Here is a 25,597-nt window from a genome sequence, read left to right as displayed (position 1 = left end):
GTTGCAGACGGGCGGTGCGGACGGTGGAGCGGTGGAACTGCGCTGCGGCGCCGTGCACCTGGACGATCCGGACGGATCCGACGCGGCGTCGGACACCCGTCCGACCGCGATCACCATTAGGTTAGCCTTACCTTATGACATTGTCGCAAGTGGGTACCGCCGAGGCGGCCGACGCGGGTCCCCCCGCCCCCGCCCCGCCGGCGGCCGAACGGTCGCGCCGCACCTCCTGGGCCGCCGTCGGCGGCATCCTCGCCGCCCTGCTCGCGCTCACCGCGCTCTCGCTGTCCGTCGGCGCCGGCGAGGTCGGCCCCGGCCGGGTGCTGGACTACCTGCTCGACACCGACGGCGCCCGCGCCGACGGCCGGCTCGCCCTGGTCGTCGGCGACCTGCGCCTGCCCCGCACCCTGACCGCGCTGCTGGTCGGCGGCGCCCTCGGCGTGGCCGGCGCGCAACTGCAGGCCGTCACCCGCAACCCGCTCGCCGAGACCGGCCTGCTCGGCGTCAACGCCGGCGCCTCGCTCGGAGTCGTGCTCGGCATCGCCGTCCTCGGCGTGCAGACCTCCTACGGCTACCTCGCCTTCGCCTTCGGCGGCGCCGTGCTCGCCAGCGGACTGGTCCTGGCCATCGCCGGCAGCCGGGGCGGCGGCTCCCCGATGCGGCTCGTGCTCGGCGGCTCCGCCGTCGGCGCCACCTTCGGCGGCCTGACCGGTGTGCTGATCGTCAACTCCCCCGAGGCGTACGACCGCTACCGGGTCTGGGTGCTCGGCTCGCTGGCCGGCGTGGAGGGCTGGACGACGCTGCGCCAGCTCGCCCCGGCGCTCGGCGTCGGCTTCGTGGTCGCCCTGCTCACCACCCGGCCGCTGTCCGCGCTCGCGCTCGGCGACGACCTCGCCCGCGGCCTCGGCCACCGCCCCGGCGCGACCCGGGCCGCCGTCGCCCTCGCCGTCACCCTGCTCACCGCCTCCGCCGTCGCCCTCGCCGGGCCGATCTCCTTCCTCGGCCTGCTCGCCGGCTTCCTGGCCCGCGCCGCCGCCGGGCCCCGGGTCGGCCGGCTCACCCTGCTCGCCGGGCTCGTCGGCGCCGCCGTACTGACCGGCGCCGACGTGCTCGCCCGGGTGGTGGCCCGGCCGTTCGAGGCCCCGGTGTCGGTGATCGTCGCGCTGATCGGCGCGCCCGCCCTGATCGCCATCGTCCGCTCCCGCAGGACCGCCGCGCTCGGCATGACCGACACCGCGCCCGCCGAATCCTCCGGCCGCCACGGCCACACCGAGGAGAAGCCGCCCCGGCCCGACCTGGTGATCCGGCGCGGCGCCCTGTCGGTGCTGCTCCCCCGCCGCTCCACGGCGGCCGCGCTCGGCCTGTCCGCCGCGCTGCTGGCCGCCGTGGTGGTCTCCGCGCACGCCGGGCAGAGCGAACTCGGCCTCGGCCGCACCTTCCAGGCCGTCTTCGGCCACGGGGAGCGCCTGGACGTACTGCTGGTGCAGAAGTTCCGGCTCGGACGGATCGTCGCGGGCCTCGCCGCCGGCGCCGCGCTCGGCCTGGCCGGCTGCCTCACCCAGACGCTGGCCCGCAACCGGCTCGCCACCCCCGAACTGCTCGGCGTCAACGACGGCGCCACCGCCGCCGTGCTGATCTCGGTCACCGCCTCCGGCGCGTTCGGCGCCTGGTGGGCCGGGCCGATCGGCGCGCTGGCCGCCGTCGCCGTGGTCACCCTGGTCTCCGGCGGGCTCGGCGCGCGCGGCTACCGGGTGCTGGTGGTGGGCCTGGCCATGTCGGCGCTCGCCTCCGCCGTCATCCAGGTGGCGATGGCCCGGCGCTCGCTCAGCTCGGCCACCTCGCTGTACGTCTGGACCTCCGGCAGCCTCAACGGCCGGGACTACGCGGTGGCCACGCCGGTGCTGGTCGGCCTCGCCGTGCTGGTGCCGCTCGCCCTGGTGGTGGCCCACCGGCTGGCCGTGCTGCGGTTCGACGACGACGTCGCCTCCTCGCTGGGCGTCGACCCCGGCCGGGTCCGGCTCGTCTGCCTGCTGCTCGCGGTGGCCCTGGCCGGCCTCGCCGTCGGCGTCTGCGGGCCGGTCGGCTTCGTCGCGCTGGCCGCGCCTGTGGTCGCCGGACGGCTGGCCGGCCCGGCCCGGGTGCCGGTGCTCGGCTCGGCGCTGGTCGGCGCGGTGCTGATCGTGCTGGCCGACACGCTCGGCCGGGTGCTGATCTCCGGTGTCGAGATCCCGGTGGGCATCGTCACCACGGTGCTCGGCGGCCCCTTCCTGCTCTGGGTGTTGCTCAGCCGCAAGGGCAACCCCGCCTGACCGTTGAGGAGTTCTTCCCGTGCCGACCGAACGGACCACGATGGGTGACGAGTTCTGGGACCGGGTGGCCGCCGAGGGCGCGCCGCTGGTCGACCCCGACCCCGACGACCCGGCCTACCGGCAGGTGACCTTCGTGCTGCGCGACGAGCCGGACGGGCCGCCGTACGACGGCGTGCTCGCGCTCGTCCACACCGTCACCGACAAGGACCGGCACGCCGGCGACCTCACCCCGCACCTGATGGAACGCCGGGCCGGCGGCTGGTCGCGCACCTACCGGCTGCGCGCCGACCACCGGGCGTCCTACCAGCTGTACCCGGTGCGCGGCGCCGTCCCCGGCACCCGGCGGGCCGACTGGCTGCGGGTCCTGGACGGCGCCCGCCCCGATCCGCGGGGCACCGGGGAACTGCTGCCCGCCCGCGACGGGCGCCGCCCCTCCTCGGTGCTCGCCCTGCCGGAGGCACCCGCCCAGCCGTACGCGGCGCGGCGCGCCGATGTGCCCCGCGGCCGCACCGTGCGCGCCGAGGTGGCCGGGCGGCGGATCGACGTGCACCTGCCCGCCGGGCACCGCGCCGACGCCGGACCGTACCCGGTGCTGGTCCTGCTGGACGGCGAGATGTGGGGCGAGGTGCTGTCCTTCGGCGACACCCTGGACAACCTGACGGCCGAGGGCCTCGTCCCGCCGACCGTCGCCCTGCTCGTCCACACCATGGGCCCCGGCCGGCCGGACGACCTCAGCTGCAACCCGGACTTCGTCGACCTGCTCGCCGACCGGATCCTGCCCTGGGCCGCCGCCGAGCACCGCGCCACCGCCGACCCGGCCCGGACCGTGATCGCCGGACAGAGCGCGGGCGGCCTGACCGCGGCCTTTGCCGCCTTCCGCCGCCCGGCCCGGTTCGGCAACGCGCTCTCGCAGTCCGGCTCGTTCTGGTGGCCGGACGGCACCGAGTTCGACGGCGGCAGCGAGTGGCTGACCAGGCAGTTCGCCGCCACCGAACAGGGCGGCGCCCGGTTCTGGGTGGAGGTCGGACTCCAGGAGTGGATGCTGCTCACCCAGAACCGCCATCTGCGCGACGTGCTGACCGCGCGTGGCTACGACCTCGCCTACCGCGAGTTCAACGGCGGCCACGACTACGCCTGTTGGCGCGGCGGTCTGGCCGACGGCCTGGTGCACCTGCTGGGCACGGCCGCGCCGCAGGGACGCTGAGGAGCGGGGCCCGGGAGCGGCGCCGACCGCACCCGGGCCCGCCGGTCAGAGCACGACCTCCTTGAGGAGCCCGGTCGCGACGTCGAAGACGAAGCCGCGCACCGAGGTCCGGTGCGGGACGAAGGGGCTGGTGCGGATCCGGGCGGCCGACTGCCGGACGTCCGTCTCCACGTCGGCGAAGGCCTCCGCGGCCCACGGGGGCTTGACGCCGGTCTCCTCCCGGATCGACTCGCGGAAGGCGTCGTCGCCGAAGGTGAGCATGCCGCAGTCGGTGTGGTGGATGAGGATGATCTCCCGTGTGCCGAGCAGCCGCTGGCTGATCGCCAACGAGCGGATCGCGTCGTCGGTCGCCACGCCGCCGGCGTTGCGGATCACGTGCGAGTCGCCCTCGGCGAGGCCGAGCGCGCCGTAGACGTTGAGCCGGGCGTCCATGCAGGCCAGGACGGCCGTGCGGCGGGCCGGCGGGAGCGGGAGCGGCCCGTCGAAGGCCGTGGCGTAGTCGGCGTTGTTGCGCAGGTAGTGGTCGGTGGCGGTGTCGGTCATGGTGGACGGCTGTCCCTTCGGGGCGGTCGGATCGTGGTCGGCCGGGGTGCGCGCGGGCCTGCGGGTGCGCGGAGGGGCGAGCCTCTTGGGTGTGCGCACGCGTCGACGGCGTTCCCCGGCGGGGCGGACGACGGCCGCGGCGGCGCCCCGTGTGGCGGCGCGGCCGGACGGGCCGGGCGATCGAACGATCAGACGATGACCGGACAGCCGGTGGAGTGGATGCGGCCGAAGTCGATGTGACGACGGCGGACGAGCACGGTCATGCGGGCACCGTACTGCCCGCCGCGCCCGGCCGCCGGGGATTCGGGCTTTCACCACCCCGTCGAGTGACCGTTCCGGGACGACGGGTGCTTCCGGAAAAAGCCCGGCGGGGCCGACCGTGGGTCAGTACCGTGTCACATGTGATGGACTCAGCCCTCGGCGGTCGCCGGTGATCCGCCCGTTCCTGCCCGCCGTCGACTACCCCGCGTTGGCCGAGCTGCTGTCGGCCGACGGACCCGCGCCCGTGACGGCGACCGAACTCCGGGAGCGGGACGCGGCGTTGCCGGACACGGACGCGTTCTCCACCGACCACCGGGGGCGGCTCACCGGGCACGGGCGGGTGCGGCTGGTGCACCCCGGACCGTCCGGGGACCTGCTCGCCTTCGCCACCGCCTGGCGCGCGCCCTGGACGCCGCCCGGTGACCTCGCCTCGCTCACCGTCAGCGCGCCCGGCCGTGCGCCGGCCTGGCTGCTGCCGCTCTACGACGGGCTGGAGCGCTGGGCGCGCGGGGCCGGCGCCTCCCGGCTGCTCGGCGAGTTCCCGGACGGGCACGGGGCGTCGGGGCACAGCCACGGGACGTGCCCGTCCGACCTGGCCGCCCTGCTGCTCGGCCGGGGCTACCGGATGGACGCGCACATCCGATCGGCCGTGGCCGCCGTCGGACCGCACCTGCCCGCCCCGCAGGCACCGCCCGGCATGGTGCTCGGCACGCTCGCCACCACCACCGCGCCCGAGCCCGAACGGCAGCTCCACCACCTCTACCGGGAGACCCTGCGGGACAACCCGGGATTCGTCGACGCCCTCCCGGAGTTCGATCAGTGGCGTGCCGATGCCCTGGGCGCGCCCGGCGGCCGGCCCGACTGGGTGTTCACCGTCGAGTGCACGGGCCGCATCGTCGGCGCCACCGTCGTGCACGCCGTCCCGGCCCCGCACGCCTGCCACATCGACTACACCGGCGTGCTGCGCGCCTGGCGGGGCCGGGGGCTGGCGCGGGCCCTCAAACTGCACGCCGCCCGCCACCTCGCCTACCACGGTGTGCGGACGGTACGCACCGAGGTCGAGGCCGGGAACGTGCCGATGGTCGCGGTGAACACGGCGCTCGGATACCGGTGGGGGCCGGGGCACCGGCGGCTGGTCAAGGAGTTCTGAGCGCGGGGCCGGGGGCGGGACGGCGGGACGGCGGGACGGCGCGGCGGCGCGGCGGTGGGGTGGCGGGGTGTCGGGACGACGGGACGGCGGGGTGACAGGACGGCCCGCCGGGTTGCGGAGCCTGGCGGGCCGTCGGTCATGCGGAGTCGTCAGTCCAGCGGCGGGGGCCCCGGGGCCTCCTTGGGGAGGCGCGCCGCGACCAGGGCGCCGAGGGCGACCGCGGCGGCCGTGGCCAGCAGGGCGATCCGGTAGGGGCCGGGGTCGGTGGCGTGGGTGCCGTCCTCGGACAGGGCGCCGATGAGGGCCGCCGCGCCCGCGATGCCGAAGGCGCCGCCGAGGGTGCGGACGATGGTGAACAGGCCCATCGCGCGGCCCATCGCGGGCGGCGGCACGTCGGCGAACCCGGCGATCTGCACGGTCAGCACGGCGGTGCCCAGGATAAGGCCGACACCGAACATCAGCGCCCGCACCGCCCAGGCGTTCTCGCCGACGCCGGGCACCGCCAGCGCGGCCAGCACCAGCGCCGCCAGCAGCAGGGCGGGCAGTGCGAGCAGGCGCGGGCCCAGCTTCGGCAGCAGCCGGTCGACCACCTGCGAGGCGGCCATCAGGCCGATCGCCTCGGGGAAGACGCTCAGGCCCGCGTCCAGCGCCGAGGCGCCGAACGCCGCCTGGTGGAGCAGCGGGAAGGCGAACAGCGCGCCCATCAGGCCGGCGGCGGTCAGCAGTGCCAGCCAACTGGCCGCGCCGAAGGACCGGTCGGCGAGCAGCCGAAGGTCCACCAGGGGCTCCTCGGCGCGGAGTTGGTGTCGGGCGGCGAGGCCGAGCAGCAGCACACCGAGGACCCCGGACGCCGCCACCGCCGGGGAGCCCCAACCGTGCGCGGGGCCGAAGCCGAGCGCGTAGGTGAGCAGGCCGAGGCCGGGGGTGGCGAGCAGGAAGCCGGTGGTGTCGAAGCGGCCGGCCGGCGGCTCCTCCCGGTCGCGCAGGCCGAACAGGCCGGTGAGCACGGCCGCCACCCCGATCGGCACGTTGACCAGGAACAGCCAGTGCCAGGAGAGGTGTTCGGTGAGGAGGCCGCCGAGCGGCGGGCCGAGTGCCGGCATCAGCGCGGTCGGCACGATCAGCACCTTGCCGAGGCCCGCCCGCTCGTGCGGCTCGAACGCCCGGAACAGCAGGGTCATGCCGACCGGGGTGAGCAGACCGCCCGCCACGCCCTGCACGGCGCGGGCGGCGGTGAGCGCGCCGAGGCCGGGCGCGGCCGCGCACAGCGCGCTGGCCAGGGTGAAGACGGCGAGCGAGCCGAGGAAGACCCGGCGCACGCCGAACCGGTCTCCGAGCCAGCCGGCCACCGGGAGGCCGACGGCGAGGCCGACCAGGAAGGCGGTCTCCACGGCGTTGGCGGCGGAGACGGGGCGGCCGAAATCACCGGCGATGGTGAACAGGGCCGGGTTGACGATCGTCGAGTCCAGGCCGTTCATGCACATCGCGGCCGTGTAGACGAGCACCACGGCGAGGCGCCCGGCGAACAGCGGGCGCGGCGCCGGGCCATCGGCGGCCCCTGGGGACGGGCCGTCGGCGGGCCCTGGGGGCGGGGCGGGGTCCGGACCAGGGGCCGGGGCGGGGGCGGGGCCGGGGGCAGGGGCGGGCTGGGTGTCCGGCCGGCTCATCGGGCCGGGTTGAGGTCGGTCCAGTGGGCGGTGATCCAGTCGAGGGCGGCGGCGCGCTCGCACGGCCCGTGGGCGACGGCCCAGCCGGCCGGGACGGCGGCGAAGGCCGGCCAGAGCGAATGCTGGCCCTCGTCATTGACGAGCGCGAGGAACTCGCCGTCGCCGTCGAAGGGGTTGGCGGGGGCGTCGCTCATGGGGTGGGTTCTCCAGACGGGGTGGTCGGTGGGCGGGCTGACGGATGACAGCTGACAGATTTCAAAATCTGTCATCCGTTATCTGTTATCTGTCAGTTGTCAGGAGCGGGAGTCGAGGGCGGCGAGGTGCTCCGCGACGACGCCCGCGATGTGCGCGATCGGCTCGGGCAGCGTCATGTCCTTGTGCGAGCAGGCGACGTCCGTGTTGGCGATCCGCCCGGCCACGTACGGCGTCCACAGCTCGGGCACCAGGGTCTCGTCGATGGTGTCGACGGTGGCGCGGAAGAACAGCACGTCGCCCCGGAGGCGGCGGTGGTCGTAGCGGCGCACCAGGTGGTTGATGTGGAGGTAGATCCGGTTGAGCGCCTCGACGGTGGCGTCGTCCAGGCCGGCCAGCGGGCTGCCCTCGCGGCGCAGCAGCTCGGTGACGTGGCCGAGTTCGAGCGGCCGCCCGTCGAGGTCCTCCGGACCGTAGCCGCCCATGGTGAGCAGCGCCTCCAGGGCCTCGGCCTGGTCCGGGACGGGCAGGTCGCGGAAGCCCTCGGCCGGGTAGGCGTCGAGCACGGCCAACAGCTCGACCGCGCAGCCCAGTTCCTCCAGCCGGGCGGCCATGGCGTGAGCGATGATGCCGCCGGTGGACCAGCCGAGCAGCCGGTAGGGGCCCTCGGGCTGGACCTCCCGCAGCCGGTCGACGTAGTGCGCCGCCAGTTCCTCCATCGTGGCGGGCAGCGGCTCGCCCGCGGTGGCGGCGCCGACACCCTGTGCCTGGAGGCCGTAGATCGGCACGTCGGCCGGGAGGTTGCGGATCAGGCCGGTGTAGCACCAGCTGAGGCCGCCGGCCGGGTGGACGGCGAACAGCGGGTTGCGCCGGCCGGGGGCGGTGGGCCGCAGCGGCAGCAGGACGTCCAGCGCGTCGGCACCGGGGGTGTCGGCGGCGAGCGCGGCGTCCAGGGCGGCGACGGTGGGTGCCTGGAACAGCGTGCCGATGCCGACCTCCAGGCCGAGCACGGCGCGGATCCGGCCGGCGAGCCGGACGACCAGCAGCGAGTGGCCGCCGAGGGCGAAGAAGTCGTCCTCGACGCCGACCGCCGGGACGCCCAGGACCTCGGCGAACAGCTCGCAGAGCTGCTGCTCGCGCGGGTTGCGCGGGGGCCGCCCGGTGCCGGCCTCGGGGGCATCGGGGGCGGGCAGCGCGCGCCGGTCGAGCTTGCCGTTGGCGGTGAGCGGGAGGCGGTCCAGCAGCACCACGGCGGACGGGACCATGTGGACCGGCAGGTCGGCGGCGGTCCGGGCGCGCAGTTCCTCCGCGCCGGCCGGCTCCGCGCCGGGGGCGAGGACGGCGTAGCCGACCAGGCGCTTGTCGCCGGGCACGTCCTCGCGGACGATCACGGCGGCGTCGGCGACGGCCGGGTGAGAAGCGAGCACGGCCTCGATCTCGCCGAGTTCGATCCGGAAGCCGCGGATCTTGACCTGCTGATCGGCGCGGCCGAAGTACTCCAGGACGCCGTCGGCGCGGCGGCGGGCGAGGTCACCGGAGCGGTACATCCGGGTGCCGCGCTCGCCGAACAGTTCGGCGTACGGGTCGGCGACGAAGCGCTCGGAGCTGAGCGCCGGACGGCCGAGGTAGCCGCGGGCGAGGCCGGCCCCGGCGACGTACATCTCGCCGGTGACGCCGGGCGGCACGGGCCGCAGGTACGGGTCGAGGACGTAGACGCGCAGGTCGGGGATGTTGACGCCGATGGTGCTGCCGGTGCCGGCGGCGGCGCTCGCGCGGTCGAGGGCCAGGTAGGAGACGTGCACGGTGGTCTCGGTGATGCCGTACATGTTGACCAGGGTGGGCGCGTCCTCGGCGTGCCGCTCGTACCAGTCGTCGAGGCGGCCGAGTTCGAGTGCCTCGCCGCCGAACACCACGTAGCGCAGGGCGAGTTCGCTGCCGGGGCGTTCCCGGTCGGCGGCGCTGAGCTGGTAGAAGGCGGACGGCGTCTGGTTGAGGACGGTCACCCGCTCGCGGGCGAGCAGGTCGAGGAAGGCCGCCGGGTCGCGGCTGACCAGGTGCGGGACGACGACGAGCCGGCCGCCGTGCAGCAGGGCGCCCCACAGCTCCCAGACCGAGAAGTCGAAGGCGTAGGAGTGGAAGAGCGTCCAGACGTCCTCGGCGCCGAAGCCGAACCAGTGGTCGGTGGCGGAGAACAGCCGGACGACGTTGTGGTGGGTGACCGGCACGCCCTTGGGACGGCCGGTGGAGCCGGAGGTGTAGATCACATAGGCGGTGTCCTCCGCGCGCAGCGGCCGGGTGCGCTCGTGCTGGGCGAGCGGGACGGCCGGGTAGCGGTCCGACTCGCCGCCGTCGACCAGGAGTTGCGGGACGTGGTGCTCGGGCATCCGGGGCGCGGTGGCGCGATCGGTGATCAGCGCGGCCGGGGCGGCGTCGGAGAGCATGTAGGCGAGCCGGTCGGCCGGGTACTCGGGGTCGAGCGGCAGGTAGGCGGCGCCGGCCTTGGCGACCGCGAGCAGGCCGACGACCAGGTCCAGGGAGCGCGGCAGGGCGAGCGCGACGATGGTGCCGGGGCCGATGCCGCGGGCGGCCAGCAGACGGGCCAACCGGTCGGCGCAGGCGCCGAGTTCGGCGTAGTCGAGCGATTCGCCATCGCAACTGGCGGCGATCGCCGCAGGGTGGGCGAGGGCCGCGGCCTCGAAGAGCTCGGGCAGGGTGGCGCCGGCCCTTGCCGCATCGGGCGGTGAGGCGACAGGGGTGCCGTTCCACTCGACCAGGGCGCGGTGGTGCTCCTGCGCACTGATCAGCGGGAGCAGGCCGACGGCGGTGTCGGGGTCGGTGGCGGCGGCGGTGAGCAGCCGGGCCAGGCGTTCGGCCAGCGCCTGGACGGCGGCCTCGTCGAAGAGGTCGGTGCGGTACTCCAGGAAGCCCGCGATGCCGCCCTCGCGCAGTTCGCCCGCGTTGAGGGTGAGGTCGAACTTGGCGGTGCCGGAGGGGATCGCGGCAATGGTGGCGGTGAGGCCGCCGCCGAGCTCGAACTCCCGGTCGGGGACGGACTGCCAGGCGAGCATGACCTGGAACAGCGGGTGCCGGGCGAGCGAGCGGGGCGGGTTGAGCTCCTCGACCAGGCGGTCGAAGGGCAGGTCGGCGTGGTCGTGGGCGGCGAGGACGGCGGTGCGGGCGCGGCCGAGCAGCTCGCGGAAGGTCGGCTCGCCGGACGTCTCCGTGCGCAGCACCACGGAGTTGACGAAGTAGCCGACCAGGGCGGCGGTTTCGTCGGATTCGCGGCCCGCGACGGGCGTGCCGATCGGGATGTCGGTGCCGCAGCCGTGCCGGCTGAGCAGCGCGGCGAGGCCGGCCTGGACGGCGGTGAACACGCTGGTGCCGGTGGTGCGGGCGAGTGCGGCCAGGGCGGCGTGGGCGTCGGCGTCGAGGCGGAACGGCACGGTGGCGCCGCGGTGGGAGGCGACGGCGGGCCGGGGGCGGTCGGTGGGCAGGTCGAGCTGGTCGGGCAGGCCGGCCAGGGTCTTGCGCCAGTGGTCGAGTTGGCGTACGGCGAGCGGGCCGGGTGCTTCGGCGGTCCCGAGCAGCCGTGCCTGCCAGGCCACGTGGTCGGCGAACTGGATGTCGAGGGGCGGAAGTTCGGGGGATCGGCCGGCGAGGCGGGCGGCGTAGGCGGCGGCGAGGTCGCGGGCCAGCGGGGTGGTGGAGGCACCGTCGGCGGCGATGTGGTGGAGCAGCAACAGAAGGGTGCGGGTGCCGTCGGGGTTGTCGAACAGGCTTGCACGCAGCGGCGGTTCGGCGCCGAGGTCGAAGGCGTAACGGACGGCGTCGGCGAGCGGGCCGGTGCCGCGGTGCAGCTCGACGGGGGCGGGCGGCAGGATCCGCTGGTACGGCTCGCCGTCGGCGGACTCGCCGTAGACCGTGCGCAGGGTCTCGTGCCGGGCCGCGAGGTCGGTCACGGCGAGCGCGAGGGCGTCGCGGTCGAGCGGTCCGGCGAGGGTGAGGGCGAGCGGGATGTTGTAGGTGGGGCTGGGGCCTTCGAGCCGGTAGTGGAACCAGAGACCCCGCTGGGCCGGGGAGAGCAGCAGGTGCCCGGTGCGCTCGACGGGGACCAGGGCGGGGCGCGGCTCGGGGGCGGAGCGCTCGCGCAGCAGGGCGGCGAGGGCGACCGGGGTGGGGTTGCGGAACACGTCGGCGAAGCCGACGGCCACCCCGAGGGCCTCGCGCAGCCGGGCGGCGAGCCGTCCGGCGAGCAGGGAGTGACCACCGAGGTCGAAGAAGTCGGCTTCACGGGAGGGCAGTCCGGGCCGCTCCAGGAGGTCGGCGAACAGCCCGCAGATGATCTCCTCCTGCGGGGTGGCGGGCGCGGCGCCGCCAAGGGTCTCGGTGGTGGACTCGGGCTCGGGCAGGGCGCGGTGGTCGAGCTTGTCGTTGCCGGTGCGCGGCAGGCTGTCGAGGACGAGGACTGCGGCGGGCACCATGTGCTCGGGCAGCCGGGCGGCGAGGGCGGAGCGCAGCGCGGCCGCGTCGAGGACGGCGCCGGCGGCGGGGACGGCGTAGCCGAGCAGGCGCTTGCCGCTGGGGCCGGGGCGGGCGATCACCACGGCCCGGTCGACGCCGGGGAGTTCGCCCAGGACGGCGGCGATCTCGCCGGGCTCGATCCGGAAGCCGCGGATCTTCACCTGGTCGTCGGCGCGACCGAGGAATTCGAGGGTGCCGTCGGGGCGGCGGCGGGCGAGGTCCCCGGTGCGGTACATCCGGGCGCCGGGCGGGCCGTAGGGGTCGGCGAGGAAGCGCTCGGCGGTGAGGTCGGGGCGGCCGAGGTAGCCGTGGGCCAGGCAGGCGCCGGCCACGTACAGCTCGCCGGTGGCACCGTCGGGGGCGGGGCGCAGCGAGCCGTCGAGGACGTAGGCGCGCGAGCCGCGCACGACGCGGCCGACGGGGGTGCCGTCCGGTCCCGGGGTCCAGGAGTAGGCGTCGACGGTGGTCTCGGTGGGGCCGTAGAGGTTGACGGGGGTGAGGCCGTCGACGGCGGCGAGGCGGCGCCAGAGCGGTTCGGGGGTGGCCTCGCCGCCGACCGCGATCACGGCGGGGCGGTGCCGGTCCTCGGCCAGCAGGCCCTCGGCGAGCAGGACTTCGAGGTAGGAGGGGGTGACGTCGAGGTAGTCGATCCGCTCGTGGTGGACGTGGGCGGCGAGGGCGGCCGGGTCGCGGTAGGTGTCGTCGTCGAGCAGGTGGAGTTCGTGGCCGTGGAGCATCCACAGCACCGGGTCCCAGGAGGCGTCGAAGGCGAAGGAGGCGCTGTGGGCGATGCGCAGGCGCTCGCGGCCGGTGCGGGCGACGGCGGGGGCGATGTGGTCCTCGCCGTGGCCGGCGTGCAGGTTGGCGAGCGAGGCGTGGGTGACGACGACGCCCTTGGGGCGGCCGGTGGAGCCGGAGGTGTGCAGCAGGTAGGCGGTGTGCGCGGGGTCGGGGGCGGGCAGCGGTCCGATGGGGAGCGCCGCTGCGGGCGGCGCGGCGAGGTCGGCGCGCACGGCCGGGTCGTCGAGGGCGACGGCGGGGCGTCCGGCGGCGCCGGGGAGGGCGGCGAGGGCCTCGGCGGTGCCGACGGCGCAGACCGGGCGGGTGTCGTCGAGGATGTCGGCGATCCGCTGCCGGGGGTGGGCGAGGTCGAGTGAGAGGCAGGCCCCGCCGGCCCTGAGCACGGCGAACATGGCGACCAGGGTGTCGGCGCCGCGCGGCATGGCGAGGGCGACGGGGGTGCCCGGACCGGTGCCGAGGGCGGTGAGGCGGTGCGCCAGGCGGCTTGCGGCGGCGTCGAGTTGGGCGAAGGTGAGGGTGGTGGCGCCGCAACGCAGGGCGACCGCGTCCGGGGTGCGGGCGGCCTGCTCGGCGAGCAGTTCGGGCACGGTGCGGGTGGCGGGGGGCTCGGTTCGGCCGACGGTGGCCCGGCGCAGCGCGTCCTCGTCGAGCAGGTCGATCCTGGCGATCGGCGTGTGCGGGTCGTCGAGCAGCAGGGTGGCGAGGCCGTCGAGGTAGCGCAGCAGGCCGTCGAGGTGGGCGGCCAGGGTGTCGGCGGCGTAGCGGTCGGGGTGGGCTTCGAGGCCGATCCGCAGGGCGCCGCCGGGGCCGGGCGAGACGGCGAGGGCGAGGTCGTCGACGGGGCCGGCGGCGAGGTTGCGGACGGTGCCGGGCAGGCCGGCGAGGTCGAGGTCGCCCTCGAAGGCCTTGATGTTGACCATCGGTCCGAACAGGGCGCGGCGGGTGCCGGTGAGGGCGAGGTCGCGGCGCAGGTCCTCCAGCGGGTAGCGCTGGTGGCGGCGGACGTCTCGGACTTCCAGGACGACGCGGCGCAGCAGTTCGGCGGCGCTGTCGCCGGGGTGGACGGCGAGGCGCAGCGGCAGCACGTTGGCGGTGGCGATCGGGGTGCGCAGGGCGGCGGGGCCGCGGCGATTGGCGAGCGGCAGGCCGAGCACGACGTCCTCGGTGCCGGCGAGGCGGTGCAGGTAGCCGGCGGTGGCGGCGATGACGAGTTCGGCCCAGGTGGCGCGGGCGGCCCTGGCGGCGGCCTCCAGGCGGGGCAGGGTGCCGGCGGGCAGTTCGGCGGTGAGGCGGGGTGGGGCCGTAGGGGTACCGGTGGGGGCGGCCGTGGGGGTGCTGCCGCCGGGGAGGGTGGCGGGGGCGTCGGCGCCGGCCAGTCGGGTGCGCCAGAACTCCCGGTCGGCGGCGTGGTCCGGGCTCGTCCGGTAGGCGGCCTCCTCGGCGGCGGCCTCCGCGGGAGTGGCGAAGGTGCGGTCGCTGGGGCGGGCGCCGGTGGCGAGCGCGGTGTAGAGCTCGGCGACCCGGCCGGCGAGGAGGGTGAGCGCGTAGGCGTCGACGGCGAGGTGGTGGACGCGCTGGTACCACCAGTGGCGCCGGTCGTCGAGGCGGATGAGGGCCTGGGTGAACAGCGGGCCCTCGGCGAGGTCGACGGGGCGGGCGAGGTCGGCGCGCATCCAGGTCTCGGCGGTGGCCTCGGGGTCGGCGTCGGTGCGCAGGTCGAGGTGGTGCAGGGGCCAGGGGCGGCCGGGGACCAGGCGCTGGTGCGGGGCCTCGCCGGCGGCGCCGTCGGTGACGACGACGGCGCCGAGCGCGTCCGCCTCGTCGACGGTCCGGCGCAGGGCGGTCTCGAAGAGTTCGGCGTCGAGCGGGCCGGTGATCTCGACGGCGTCGCCGGTGTTGTAGACCGGGCTGTCGGGGTCGAGCGCCTGGGCGTACCAGATCGCCGCCTGGGTGGCGAGCAGCGGCACGTCGGCTGCGGCGGGGACGGCGACGGGGTCGGACGCGGCCTGGTGGCGACGCATGGTTCTGAGAGCTCCTCGGGTCCGGCGCAACGGAACGCCTACTGCCTACTTAGGTTAGCCTAAGCTATCTACATATCGTCTGGTCAACAGCCCGCCGGGAGGCGGGCCCTGACGCCCCCGGAGGCGCCGATGTCCCCCCTGAACGCGAGCGAGCCGGCCGTGGCCGACCCGGGAGTGAAGGAGGCGGTGCGCGAGCGCGTCCTCGCCCACCGGGACGAACTGCTCGCGCTCAGCCGCCGCATCCACGCCCACCCGGAGACCGCGTTCGAGGAGCACCGGGCCGCCGAGTGGTGCGCCGAACTGCTGCGCGCCCACGGGTACTCCGTCGCGCCCGGCGCGTACGGCCTGCCCACCGCCTTCGACGCGCGCCTCGGGTCCGGTCCGGTCACCGTCGCCGTGGTCTGCGAGTACGACGCGCTGCCCGGGCTCGGCCACGCCTGCGGCCACAACCTCATCGCCGCCGCCGGCCTCGGCGCCGCACTCGGTCTCGCCCCGTACGCGGACCGGCTCGGGCTCACCGTGCGGGTGATCGGCGCCCCGGCCGAGGAGCGCGGGGCGGGCAAGGCGCTGCTGCTGGACGCGGGCGCCTTCGACGGCGTGGACGCCGCGATGATGGTCCACCCCTGTCCGGTGGAGGTCGCCGACTTCCACTCCTTCGCGCTCGGCACCCTCTCCGTGCGCTACACCGGCCGCGCCGCCCACCCGAGCCTCGATCCGCACGAGGGGCGCAACGCCGCCGACGCGCTCACCGTCGCGCAGGTCGCCCTCGGGCTGCTGCGCCAGCAGCTGCCGTCGCACTGGCGGGTGCACGGCATCACCACGGCCGCCGGGACTGCGCCCAACCTCATCCCCGACAGCGCCGCGGCCGAGTACGAGATCCGCGCCTCGGTGGCCGAGGACCTCGCCGAGCTGCGTACCCGGGTCGAGGACTGCTTCCGGGCGGGCGCGCTGGCCACCGGGTGCGAGGTCGAGCTGACCCGGCCCGAGCCGGACTACCTGGACTTCCGCAGCGACGCCGGGCTGCTCGGCCTGTGGCGGGCCAACGCGGCGGCGGTCGGGCGTCCGGAGCCGGTCGAGAGCGGACCGTTCGCCTGCACCGACATGGGCAACGTCTCGCACGTGCTGCCGGCCATCCACCCGGTGCTGGACATCACCGGCGGAGCCTGCGGCCCGCACGAGGCGGCGTTCGCCGAAGCCGCCGTCTCACCGGCGGCGGACCGGGCGATCGTGGGGGGCGCCGTCGCCATGGCGTGGACGGCGGCGGACTTCGCGGCGGGGCGGCGGTGACGGCGGTGGCGGCGGTGCGCTGACGGCTGACAGATAACAGCTGACAGATTTCAGAATCCGTCAGCTGTTATCTGTCATCTGAAAGCTGTCAGTTGTCAGCCGTCAGCTGTCAGTCGTCAGCCGCGCTCCGGAACGAGGTGCACCGGTCCCGGCTCGGGCAGTGGCTCTCCGAACACCGAGGGCGCGGCCCGCAGGGCCGTCACCCCGGCGTCCCGGACCAGCTCCCCCACCTCGCCCGGCCGGTCCGGATCGGCCAGCACCAGCGCCGCCCCGGTCCACAGCGGCCACAGGAACTCCCACAGCGGCAGCCCCAGTTGCAGCACCCGGTCGCCCGGCCCGAGCCCGTACGCGGCCTGCAGCTCGCGCACCCGGCGGTCCACCTCGGCGTGCGTCGTCCACACCCCCGCCGGCCACCCGCCCGGGCCGTACGCCCGACAGAGCGGGTGCTGCGGGGCGAGTGCCCGGGGCGGGTCGGTGACCGCCCGGCCGGCCAGTTCGGCGGCGGCCGGCCGTTCCGCGTCCCGCACCCCCTCCCCCAGCACACAGACCGGCGACGCGTCCGCCAGCAGCCAGGCCAGCCGCCCCGGCGCGTCGTCCGGGTCCAGCGCCAGATACGCCGCCCCCGACTTGGCCACCGCCAGCAGCGCCGGCACGAGGTCGGCCGGGCGAGTGAGCGCGAGGCCGACGACCGTACCGGGGCGGGCGCCGCGCTCCGCCAGGAAGCGCGCCGTCCGGTTCGCCGCCGCGTTCAACGCGCCGTAGCTCACCGGCGGCGCACCGGCCGGCAGCAGCGCCGGGGCGTCCGGCGTCCGGGCGGCCTGCGCCTCGAAGGGGCCGATCGCCGTGGTCGCCGGCCACCGCCGCACCCCGGCGGGCCGGGGCGCCCCCGGGCCGGGCTCCATCAGGACGCGCCGAGCAGCTCGGCCCAGGCCTCGACGGCCGGGCGCTCGGCCAACTGCAGAAAGGCCACCTCGGCGCCCTCGGCCCGCCAGCGCTCGGCCAGCGCCATCAGCCGCACCGAGTCCAGGCCCCAGTCGGCCAGGTTCTCGTCCAGCGGGATGTCCGCCGGGTCCTCGCCGAGCAGGTCGGCGACCTCGGCCCGGATCCGCTCCACGGTGAAGGCCATGCCCGTCACTTCCCTTCCAGTACGGCATCGGTGGCGGTGACCACGCCGCAGCGTCCGGCCACCCAGGTGAGCGCGGCGCGGTGCTCGTCCGCGCCGAAGTCGGCAACCGCGTCGGCCACCACGAACGCCCGGACGTCGCGCATCCACGCGTCGCAGGCGGTGGCCTGCACCCCGATGTGGGCGTAGACGCCGGTGATCACCAGTTCGTCGCGCCCGTGCTCGCGCAGCAGCTCGTCCAGGTCGGTGCGGACGAAGGCGCTGTACTTCCACTTGGTGAGCAGCCGGTCGCCCTCGGCCGGGGCGACGGCGTCGGCGATGGCCGCCGCCCGCGGGTCGTCCGGGATGCCCGGGCCCCAGAAGTCCTGCTGCAGGCCGCGCTGTTCGGGGGTCTGACCGCCCGGCTGCGCCGAGTAGAGGACCGGGACGCCGTGTTCGGCCGCCCAGGCCCGCAGCCGGTTGATGTTGGCGAACAGTTCGGTGACCGGCGCGGCCGTCGTGTCGAAGGCGCTCAGGAAGTGGTTCTGCAGGTCGTGCACCAGCAGCACGGCCCGGGACGGGTCGACCGTCCAGTCGACCCGGTTGACCGGCAGGTCGGTGGCGGCGGGCATCAGATAGGAGGGGATGCGGGGCAGGCCCACGGCGGTGCTTCCTTAGCTGTGTCGGGGAGTTCAGGTACTTCGGGGACTTCGGGTACGTCGCGGACGTCGCGGACGTCGGGCGTTCAGCCGGTCGCGAGGCCCGCGGCGATGGCGGCGCGCAGGTCCTTCTTGCTGACCTTGCCGATGCCGGTGGCGGGGAAGGCGTCGACGAACTCGACGCGGTCCGGGACCTTGAAGTCGGCCAGCCCGCGCTGCCGCACGAAGCGCTTCAGCTCGACGGACTTCGGCGGGCGCGCGCGGTGTTCCTCGCGCAGCACGACGTAGGCGCAGGTGCGCTCGCCGAGGTAGGGGTCGGGCATCGAGACCACCGCGGCGTCGTGCACGGCCGGATGGGCCAGCAGGTGGTTCTCGATCTCCTCGGCGGCGACCTTCTCGCCGCCCCGGTTGATCTGGTCCTTGGCCCGCCCCTCGACCACCAGGTGGCCGGTGGCGGTGCGTCGGACCAGGTCACCGGTCCGGTAGAAGCCGTCCGCGGTGAAGGAGTTGGCGTTGTGCTCAGGCGCGTTCCAGTAGCCGCGGATGGTGTAGGGGCCGCGGGTGAGCAGGTGGCCGGTGGTGCCGTCGGGCAGCTCACGGTCCTGGTCGTCGACCACCCGCACCTCGTCGTCCGGGGAGATCGGGCGTCCCTGGGTGGTGATGATGACCTCCTCCGGATCGTCCAGCCGGGTGTAGTTGACCAGGCCCTCGGCCATCCCGAACACCTGCTGGAGGGTGCAGCCCAGCACCGGGCGCACCCGCCGGGCGGCCTCCTCGCTGAACTTGGCACCGCCGACCAGCAGCACCTCCAGGCTCTCCAGCCCGGTCGGCGCCCCGGCCGCCCGGCGCCGCTCGGCGGCCTCCAGCCAGAGCAGCGCCAGCGGCGGCACCAGGCCGGTGATGGTCACGCCCTCGCGCTCGATGAGCGGGAACGCCGTCTCGGGGCTCGGCTGCGGGCAGAGCACCACCCGGCCGCCCGCGTACAGGGTGCCGAGCGAACCCGGCGAGCTGAGCGGGAAGTTGTGCGCGGCGGGCAGCACCACGAGGTAGACGCTGTTCTCGTCCTGGCCGCAGAGCTCGACCGAGCCCCGCAGCGAGTAGATGTAGTCGTCGTGGGTGCGCGGGATGAGCTTGGGCACCCCGGTGCTGCCGCCGGACAGTTGGAGGAAGGCGACGTCGCCCGGACCCGGTTCGGGCTGCGGCTCCTCCCCTTCGCCGGCCGGGTCCACCGGGACGGCGGCCAGCGGCGTGTGCGCGCCCGCGTCGCCGCCCGCCACCAGGACGTGCCGCAAGGACGGCGTCTCCGCCCTTACCCGGGTGGCGAGTTCGCGGTAGTCGAAGCCGCCCTCGACGGCCGGGACGACGTAGCCGACGGCGCCGGTGAAGGCGCAGAAGTAGGAGATCTCGGTGTACCGGTGCGCGGGCAGCGCGAAGACCGGCAGCGCGCCGATCTGGAACAGCCCGAAGACCACCTCGAAGAACTCGGCGATGTTGGGGAGCTGGACCACCACACGGTCGCCGCGGCCGATGCCCAGGGCGCGCAGCCCGGCGGCCATCCGGTCCGCCCGCCGGTCGAGTTCGGCGTACGTCCAGCGGCGGGTCGGGTCCTCGCCCTCGCCGCCGACCGGGTCGACGACGGCGATCCGGTCGGGGTGAGCGGCGGCGCGCTCGCGCAGCATCGAGCCGAAGGTCTCGCCGCGCCAGTGTCCGGCGGCCCGGTAGCGCTCCGCGAACTCCGCCGGACAGGGGGTGAATCCGGCGAGCACCCGCCGCATCGGATCCTCCGCGCGGTCCAGCTGGTCCACCGGGCCCGCCGGATCGAGGTCGAGCGGTTCGGTCACGGAGTCCCCCGGGGTGGTCGGATCGCTCACCGCGGTACCCCCGCGGCGTCCAGGAAGGTACGGAACTTGGCGCTGGTCTCGGCGAGTTCGGCCTCCGGCCGAGACTCTGCGACGACGCCCGCGCCGGCGAACACCCGCAGCGTCCGCTCGTCGGCCTCGGCGCAGCGCAGGGTGACCACCCACTCGCCGTCGCCGTCCGCGTCGCCCCAGCCGACCATGCCCGCGTACAGGCCCCGGTCGAACGGCTCGATCTCGCGGATCGCCGCGCGGGCGAGCGGGGTCGGACTGCCGCAGACTGCCGGGGTCGGGTGCAGGGCGACGGCCAGCTCCAGGGCCGAGACCGCCGGGTCCGCCAGTTCGGCGGTGATGGTGGTGGCCAGGTGCCACATCGCGGCCGTACGCACCAGGGTGGGCCGTTCCGGCACGTCCAGGGTGCGGCAGTACGGGGCGAGCGCGGCGCGGATGGCGTCCACCACGAAGGCGTGCTCGTGCAGGTCCTTGGGCGATTCCAGCAGCGCGGCGGCGCGCCGGACGTCCTCGCCGAGGTCGGCGCTGCGCGGCACGGAGCCGGCCAGCGGATTGGCGACGACGGCGGCGCCGTGGCGTGAGAGCAGCAGTTCGGGGCTGGCGCCGATGAGGGTGCGCCCGCCGCCGGCCGGAACGCCGAAGGTGTAGCCGCCGGGGTCGCGGCGGGCGAGGCGCTGGAGGATCGCGGGCAGGTCGAGCGGGCAGTCGGCTTGCAGCTCCAGGGTGCGGGCGAGCACCACCTTGCTCAACTCGCCGTCCTGGAGACGGTTCACGGCCTCGGCGACGCCGGCGCCGTACGCCTCGGGGGCGGGCACCGGGCGGACGTTCCAGTCGATCCGGTCGGCGGCCGGGGCGGGCAGGGCGATCAGCGGGTCGTCGCGCAGCGCGCCGCAGCCGCGCAGCCGGGCGGGGACGGCGAGTTCCGCCCGGCCGTCGTGGTCGAACGCCACCGCGCCCACCACCAGCGGGTGTTCGATGCCGTCCCGGCGGGCCCGGGCGAGGGTGTCGGCGACCCGTTCGGCCAGCGGACGCCCGTCCTGGGGCACCCGGGCGTGCACGCCCTCGGCGAGCAGCGTGCGGGTCGGGGAGGCGAAGAACGCCTCGTCGGGCGCGGCCCGATACTGGCCCAGCAGCCCGCTGGCCGCGCCGATGACGGTGTGGTCCGTCCCGGCGGGGGCGTGGTGCACGGTGGTCACCTGGATTCTCCCAGTCTGCGAGTGGTCGCCGGGCGTCGCTGTTCGCGGCGGTCGGCGGGTGGTGTGGTTCGGGGCGCGCCCCGGTGGGGTGCGGTCCCCGGCGGGGCGGCGGGTCCGGGCGCCGCTCGTCCCGGGTCGCGGTCCGCGCGGCGGTCCGGGCCACCGGGTGCCCGGGCGTCCGGCTGCCCGGGCGGCACGGTGTTCGGACTGCCGGGGTGTCAGGCGCGCAGGGTGGCGCCGCCGTCCACGTAGAGGTCGTGCATGGTGATGTGGCGGGCCCGGTCGGAGACCAGGAAGGCCACCGCCTCGGCGACGTCGGCGGGTTGGGCGATCCGGCCGAGCGGGATGCCCACCCGGTAGCCGGACAGGTCGCCGTCGATGACGCGCTGTTCGGCGGCCGCGGCGTCGTCGCGCCAGAGCGCGCGCTGCATCTCGGTGTCGGTGGAGCCGGGCGAGACGATGTTGCAGCGCACCCCCGAGCGGCCGAGCTCCAGGCCGAGACAGCGGGTGAACATGGTGGCCGCCGCTTTGGAGGCCGCGTAGGCGGCCATCCCGGTGCGCGGCACGCCGGCGGCGTTGGAGCCGACGGTGACGATGACACCGCCGCCGCGCCCGGCCATCCGTCGCCCGACCGCGCGCGAGGCGTGGAAGACCCCGGTCGTGTTGACCGCGAAGGTGTCGGCCCAGTCCTGGTCGCTCAGCTCGGTCACCGGCGCGGCGCGCAGGATCCCCGCGACGTTCACCAGGATCCCGACCGGGCCGAGTTGACGCTCGACCAGGGCGACGGTGGACTCGACGGCGGCCGCGTCGGTGACGTCCAGCAGGTAGGGGTGGACGGGGCCGCCGGTGGCCGGGTCGCTCGCGCCCGGGGCGCCGCCCGGCCGTTCCGCGAGTTCGTCCGCGAGTTCGTCCGCGAGGGCGGCGAGTGGGCCGGGGTTGCGGTCGGCTGCGGCGACGACGGCGCCGGCGGCGACGAGCGCGCGCGTCACGGCCGCGCCGATGCCCTGCCCGGCGCCGGTCACGATCGCGACGGCGCCGGCGAGTTCGGACTGTTGCACAGGAAAATCCCCTCCGACCAGCAACATTAGGCAAGCCTAACCTAACACAGTTGTTCGGGGCCGCCGAGAGGCTGCGCGCGGCCCGGCGACCCCTGCGGGGGCGTCAACTACGGTCGGTGGCGCGGGCGGAGCGTCGGGGCCGGGCGGCCGATGAATCTGGACGCAACGTTGCGTCCAGTGTTACGGTCGCGGCGTCGAATCGAGACGCAACGTTGCGTCCACTTTTGGCGCTCCGAGCCTCCGCACGTCTGTGCCTTCACGCCTTCACGTCTTCACTCCTTCACGTCTTCACTCCTTCCGAGCCCTCCCCGTCTCCCCACCCGAGGAACACCCATGCACTCCGCCCCGCCCCGACGCCCCGGCGGTCGCCTCGCCCCGGCCGCCGTCGCCCTCGCCTTCTGGGTCACCATGGCCGGCACCACCGTCCCCACCCCGCTCTACCCTCTCTACCAACAGGCCTTCGGCTTCTCGACGTTCACCGTCACGGTGGTCTTCGCCGTCTACGCGCTCGGCGTGGTCGCCGGACTGCTCGCCCTCGGCCGGCTCTCCGACCAGATCGGCCGCCGGCCCGTCCTGCTGGCGGCCCTGCTGCTCGCCGCGGCCGCCGCCGGGCTGTTCGAGGCCGCCGACTCACTGCCCTGGCTGCTCGCCGCCCGCGTGCTGTCCGGCTTCGGCGCCGCCCTGGTCACCGGCGCCGCCACCGCCGCCCTGCTCGACCTCGCCCCGCCGGAGCGCCGACTGCGCGCCCAGACCCTGGCGCTCGCCGCCAACATGGGCGGCCTGGCCGGCGGCACCCTGCTCGCCGGCGGCCTCGCCGAATGGGCCGGCTCGCCGCTGCGGCTCCCCTGGACGGTCACGCTCGTCCTCACCGGCGCCGCCCTGCTCGGCCTGCTCGCCGTCCCCGAGACAGTGCCCGCCGAGCTGCGCGCCGCGTCCCGGTTCCGGCTGCGCCTCCAGCCGCTGCGCGTCCCGCCCGCGATCCGCGCCGACTTCCTGCGCGCCGCGCTCGCCGGCGGCGCCGGATTCGCCGTCACCGGTGTGCTGACGGCGGTCAGCGGGCTCTTCCTGGCCACCGTGCTCCACCTGCACCACCACGCGCTGACCGGGCTCGTCGTCGCCCTGGCCTTCCTCTCCACCGCCGTCGGACAGCTCCTCGTCCGGATCCTGCCGCCGGCCCGCGCGCTTCCGCCGGCCTGCGCCGGGCTGGTGCTGGCCGCCGGACTGGTCGCCGGAGCACTGCTCGGCGGCACACTGGCCCCGCTGTTGCTCGGCGCCTGCGTCAACGGCCTCGCCACCGGCACGGCCATCGGCACCGGACTGGGCACCATCAACGGCGGGGTGGCGCCGCAGCAGCGCGGCGAGACGGTGTCCGCCTTCTTCGCGGTGCTGTTCACCATGCTCTCGCTGCCGGTGATCGGCGTCGGCGTGCTGGTGCGGGTGACCGACCTGCGGACCGGCGGGGTCGCCTTCAGCGCCGTGGTCGCCCTGCTGGCACTGGTGATCGCGGCGGGGCTGGTGCGTCGGCCGCGCGGAGCCCGACAGGCGCCGACCACCCGTCCCGAGCGGGCGTGAGAGGATGGCCGTGCCCACCGCCACCGGCCCGCAGCGGCCCCCGGACAAGGACCGACCCGCCATCGCCGCCCAGCCCCGCCCCGCCACCGGAAGCCGCGCCGTCGGCGGCCGGGCGAGCGCCGCCACCCCGGCGGGGAGCGGAAGCGGCACCGGAGCCGTTGGCGGTACCGGCAGCGGACGGCGCAGCGAGGCCGCGCGCCTGGCGGTGCTGAACGCCGCCGACGACCTCCTGGTGGAGGTGGGCTTCGAGGGCCTCACCATCGAGGGCATCGCCGCCGCCGCCGGGGTCGCCAAGCAGACGATCTACCGGTGGTGGAAGTCGAAGGTCGACATCCTCTTCGACAACCTCGTCCTCGACGCGGCCACCGCCCTGGCCTGGCCGTCCGACACGCCTTCCGGTCCGGCCGACCTGCGCGCCTACGTCCACCGGTTCGCGGCCTTCCTCGGCACGGAACCGGCCGGCCAGGTCCTCCAGGCGCTCCTCGGCCACGCCCAACTGGACTCCCGGACCGCCGAGTTGCTGCACGGCGGGTTCCTGGACGAGCTGCGCGCCCGGGACATCGCGCACACCCGCGCCTGCCTCGGAATCGGCACAGGCGCGGGCGCGGAATCGGAATCGGGCTCGGCTACGGACGCAGGTGCGGGTACGGGAACGCGTGCCGACGAGATCGGTGCCGACGAGGCCGCCGTCCTGCTGGACACCCTGCTCGCCCCGCTCTACCACCGCGCGCTGGTGCTGCGCCGCCCGCTGGACGCCGCGTTTGTCGACGCACTGCTCGACCAGCACCTTTCCCGCTGACCCACCCCCTTCCCAACTGCGCCGCGCCCGGCCCGTGTTCACCTCCGGGTCGACCGCCCGCGCGCACCGGATCCCCGCCAGGAGTCACCGTGTTCCGTCGCCCCCGGCCGACCCACGACGTACGGGTCGTCGCCGTCACCCCGCTCACCCCCGCCCTCGTCCGGCTCACCTTCACCGGACCCAGCCTGGACACCCTCGCCATCGAACACCCCACCCAGTGGGTCAAGTTGGAGCTTCCCGAGGGCCACTCCCGGGCCTACACCATCCGCCACCACCGCCCGGCCGAGCGCGAGGTGGACATCGACGTCGTCCTGCACGGCAACGGTCCGCTGTCCCGCTGGGCCGAGATCGCCCGCCCCGGCGATCCGGCCCGACTGGCCGGGCCACGCGGCCGCCGCCCCTCCTTCGACGACGCCGGCCATGTACTGCTCGCCGCCGACGAGAGCGCCCTGCCCGCCGCGCTCACCATCCTCGACGACCTCGCGCAGGCCGTCCCGGTCTCCCTGTTCGTCGAGGTCGGCGACGCGGCCGGGTCCGCCGTGCCACTGCCCGACCGGGTCGGCCTGACCGCGCACTGGCTGACCCGCGACCCCGGCCTGCCGAAGGGCCGCACGCTCGCGGACACCCTGCTCACCACCGACCTCCCGGCCGGCACCGCGGCCTGGCTGGCGGGCGAGGCGAACGCCGTGGCCACCGTGCGCCGCCACCTGCTGACCGACTGGGCACTGCCTCGCGAACGCGTCCACAGCAAGGGCTACTGGAAGCACGGCGAGGCGGACCACAAGGATTGACAGCGCGTCACGGTCGAGGCGGACGAAGGCGGGCGGCCGCCACGGCGGCGGTGTACGGCTCGACGGTCAGGTCACCCTCCGGCACGCCGAGCCCGGCCAGCACCGCCCGGACGGCCGCGAGCGCGGCGGGCAGCTCGCGTTCGTCCGCCGCGGCCGTCTCGACCTCCAGGAAGACCCCGTCGAGCTCCGGCACCCGCACCAGGGTGGCGAGCATCCGGCGGCCCTCGTGCGCGAACGCGTAGTTCCGGCACCGCTTCTCGAAGGCGAGGGCGGGCCGGTGGCCGAGGCCGCGCACGATCGCGTGCGCGGCCTCGGCGTCGGCCACCCGCGTCTCGTGTTCCGGCTTCGACCCGGACGCCTCGTCGACCCGGGCGTCCTTGTAGGTGAGCAGCACCGTCCGGCCACCGTCCGCACCGGTCACCTCGCGGATCCGCAACTCACGGTCGGTTGCGGAGAGCCGACCGCCGGCCGTGTCGTAGTAGGTGTCCCGGTACACCTCGGCGCGCCCCGGCCCGTACGCGTCCTCCAACCGTCGCAGCACGGCGTCCGGTTCACGCACCACCGCCTTCAGCTCCGCCTCGATCACCGCACGCCCCCAC

Annotated in this window: 18 protein-coding genes; 7 read left to right on the top strand and 11 right to left on the bottom strand. The window is 75.7% G+C overall.

What is annotated here, in order from left to right; genetic code table 11:
• Nucleotides 1-134: 134 nt before the first annotated feature.
• Entirely contained in the window at nucleotides 135-2,306 is a 2,172-nt protein-coding gene (fhuB, locus tag ACFVVU_RS21175; protein ID WP_387791510.1) for a Fe(3+)-hydroxamate ABC transporter permease FhuB, read from the top strand.
• 40 nt (nucleotides 2,307-2,346) lie between these two features.
• Nucleotides 2,347-3,510, top strand: a complete 1,164-nt coding sequence (gene fes, locus ACFVVU_RS21170) for an enterochelin esterase (protein WP_380679879.1) — start codon at nucleotides 2,347-2,349, stop codon at nucleotides 3,508-3,510.
• Between the two features lie 45 nt (nucleotides 3,511-3,555).
• Here the strand turns inward: fes and ACFVVU_RS21165 are convergent, their stop codons facing one another.
• Entirely contained in the window at nucleotides 3,556-4,053 is a 498-nt protein-coding gene (locus ACFVVU_RS21165) for a carbonic anhydrase (RefSeq protein ID WP_355362752.1), read from the bottom strand.
• Between the two features lie 430 nt (nucleotides 4,054-4,483).
• On the opposite strand from ACFVVU_RS21165, the gene ACFVVU_RS21160 reads away from it, so the two are divergent.
• A complete protein-coding gene (locus ACFVVU_RS21160) occupies nucleotides 4,484-5,464 on the top strand; it encodes a GNAT family N-acetyltransferase (protein WP_387791508.1) in 981 nt (326 codons plus the stop codon).
• A 149-nt stretch (nucleotides 5,465-5,613) separates the two neighbouring features.
• Here the strand turns inward: ACFVVU_RS21160 and ACFVVU_RS21155 are convergent, their stop codons facing one another.
• The 3 genes from ACFVVU_RS21155 to ACFVVU_RS21145 all read right to left on the bottom strand — a co-directional run bounded on the left by ACFVVU_RS21155 (nucleotide 5,614) and on the right by ACFVVU_RS21145 (nucleotide 14,666).
• Nucleotides 5,614-7,131, bottom strand: coding sequence for a DHA2 family efflux MFS transporter permease subunit (locus ACFVVU_RS21155; protein WP_387791507.1), 1,518 nt, complete (start codon nucleotides 7,129-7,131; stop codon nucleotides 5,614-5,616).
• Nucleotides 7,128-7,325, bottom strand: coding sequence for an MbtH family protein (locus tag ACFVVU_RS21150; RefSeq protein WP_387791505.1), 198 nt, complete (start codon nucleotides 7,323-7,325; stop codon nucleotides 7,128-7,130). The genes ACFVVU_RS21155 and ACFVVU_RS21150 overlap by 4 nt, the downstream gene beginning before the upstream one ends.
• A gap of 99 nt (nucleotides 7,326-7,424) precedes the next feature.
• Complete coding sequence (locus ACFVVU_RS21145; RefSeq protein ID WP_387791503.1) at nucleotides 7,425-14,666, bottom strand: amino acid adenylation domain-containing protein; 7,242 nt, start codon at nucleotides 14,664-14,666, stop codon at nucleotides 7,425-7,427.
• Nucleotides 14,667-14,795: 129 nt separating this feature from the next.
• Here ACFVVU_RS21145 and ACFVVU_RS21140 point away from each other — a divergent pair, with 129 nt between their 5' ends.
• Nucleotides 14,796-15,953 carry a M20 family metallopeptidase gene (locus ACFVVU_RS21140; protein ID WP_387791502.1) on the top strand — a complete coding sequence of 386 codons (1,158 nt, stop codon included), beginning with the start codon at nucleotides 14,796-14,798 and terminating at the stop codon, nucleotides 15,951-15,953.
• A gap of 116 nt (nucleotides 15,954-16,069) precedes the next feature.
• Here the strand turns inward: ACFVVU_RS21140 and ACFVVU_RS21135 are convergent, their stop codons facing one another.
• The 6 genes from ACFVVU_RS21135 to ACFVVU_RS21110 form a co-directional block, all read right to left on the bottom strand.
• Nucleotides 16,070-16,855 (bottom strand): AMP-binding protein, encoded by a 786-nt coding sequence (locus tag ACFVVU_RS21135; protein WP_387791500.1) that lies wholly within the window; start codon nucleotides 16,853-16,855, stop codon nucleotides 16,070-16,072.
• Nucleotides 16,855-17,079, bottom strand: a complete 225-nt coding sequence (locus ACFVVU_RS21130) for a phosphopantetheine-binding protein (RefSeq protein ID WP_030391815.1) — start codon at nucleotides 17,077-17,079, stop codon at nucleotides 16,855-16,857. The genes ACFVVU_RS21135 and ACFVVU_RS21130 overlap by 1 nt, the downstream gene beginning before the upstream one ends.
• Nucleotides 17,080-17,084: 5 nt before the next feature.
• Nucleotides 17,085-17,717, bottom strand: a complete 633-nt coding sequence (locus ACFVVU_RS21125; RefSeq protein ID WP_387791498.1) for an isochorismatase family protein — start codon at nucleotides 17,715-17,717, stop codon at nucleotides 17,085-17,087.
• Between the two features lie 83 nt (nucleotides 17,718-17,800).
• Nucleotides 17,801-19,489 carry a (2,3-dihydroxybenzoyl)adenylate synthase gene (locus ACFVVU_RS21120; RefSeq protein WP_387791530.1) on the bottom strand — a complete coding sequence of 563 codons (1,689 nt, stop codon included), beginning with the start codon at nucleotides 19,487-19,489 and terminating at the stop codon, nucleotides 17,801-17,803.
• A 92-nt stretch (nucleotides 19,490-19,581) separates the two neighbouring features.
• Nucleotides 19,582-20,784: an isochorismate synthase DhbC gene (gene dhbC, locus ACFVVU_RS21115; protein WP_387791528.1), complete on the bottom strand. Its 1,203-nt coding sequence runs from the start codon at nucleotides 20,782-20,784 to the stop codon at nucleotides 19,582-19,584.
• A gap of 212 nt (nucleotides 20,785-20,996) precedes the next feature.
• Complete coding sequence (locus ACFVVU_RS21110) at nucleotides 20,997-21,863, bottom strand: 2,3-dihydro-2,3-dihydroxybenzoate dehydrogenase (RefSeq protein WP_387791497.1); 867 nt, start codon at nucleotides 21,861-21,863, stop codon at nucleotides 20,997-20,999.
• Between the two features lie 306 nt (nucleotides 21,864-22,169).
• Between ACFVVU_RS21110 and ACFVVU_RS21105 the strand changes: the two genes are divergently transcribed.
• The 3 genes from ACFVVU_RS21105 (at nucleotide 22,170) to ACFVVU_RS21095 (ending at nucleotide 24,998) form a co-directional block, all read left to right on the top strand.
• A complete protein-coding gene (locus ACFVVU_RS21105) occupies nucleotides 22,170-23,408 on the top strand; it encodes an MFS transporter (RefSeq protein ID WP_387791495.1) in 1,239 nt (412 codons plus the stop codon).
• 10 nt (nucleotides 23,409-23,418) lie between these two features.
• Nucleotides 23,419-24,207, top strand: coding sequence for a TetR/AcrR family transcriptional regulator (locus tag ACFVVU_RS21100; protein ID WP_387791493.1), 789 nt, complete (start codon nucleotides 23,419-23,421; stop codon nucleotides 24,205-24,207).
• A gap of 89 nt (nucleotides 24,208-24,296) precedes the next feature.
• Nucleotides 24,297-24,998, top strand: a complete 702-nt coding sequence (locus ACFVVU_RS21095; protein WP_387791490.1) for a siderophore-interacting protein — start codon at nucleotides 24,297-24,299, stop codon at nucleotides 24,996-24,998.
• A gap of 7 nt (nucleotides 24,999-25,005) precedes the next feature.
• On the opposite strand, the gene ACFVVU_RS21090 is transcribed toward ACFVVU_RS21095, so the two are convergent.
• Nucleotides 25,006-25,584, bottom strand: coding sequence for a class IV adenylate cyclase (locus tag ACFVVU_RS21090; RefSeq protein WP_387791488.1), 579 nt, complete (start codon nucleotides 25,582-25,584; stop codon nucleotides 25,006-25,008).
• Nucleotides 25,585-25,597: the final 13 nt, after the last annotated feature.

This window comes from Kitasatospora sp. NPDC057965 (genome assembly GCF_042887135.1).
Lineage (GTDB): Bacteria > Actinomycetota > Actinomycetes > Streptomycetales > Streptomycetaceae > Kitasatospora.
The sequence above is the reverse complement of the archived record's forward strand: the minus strand, read 5'-3'. Positions and strand labels throughout refer to the sequence as shown.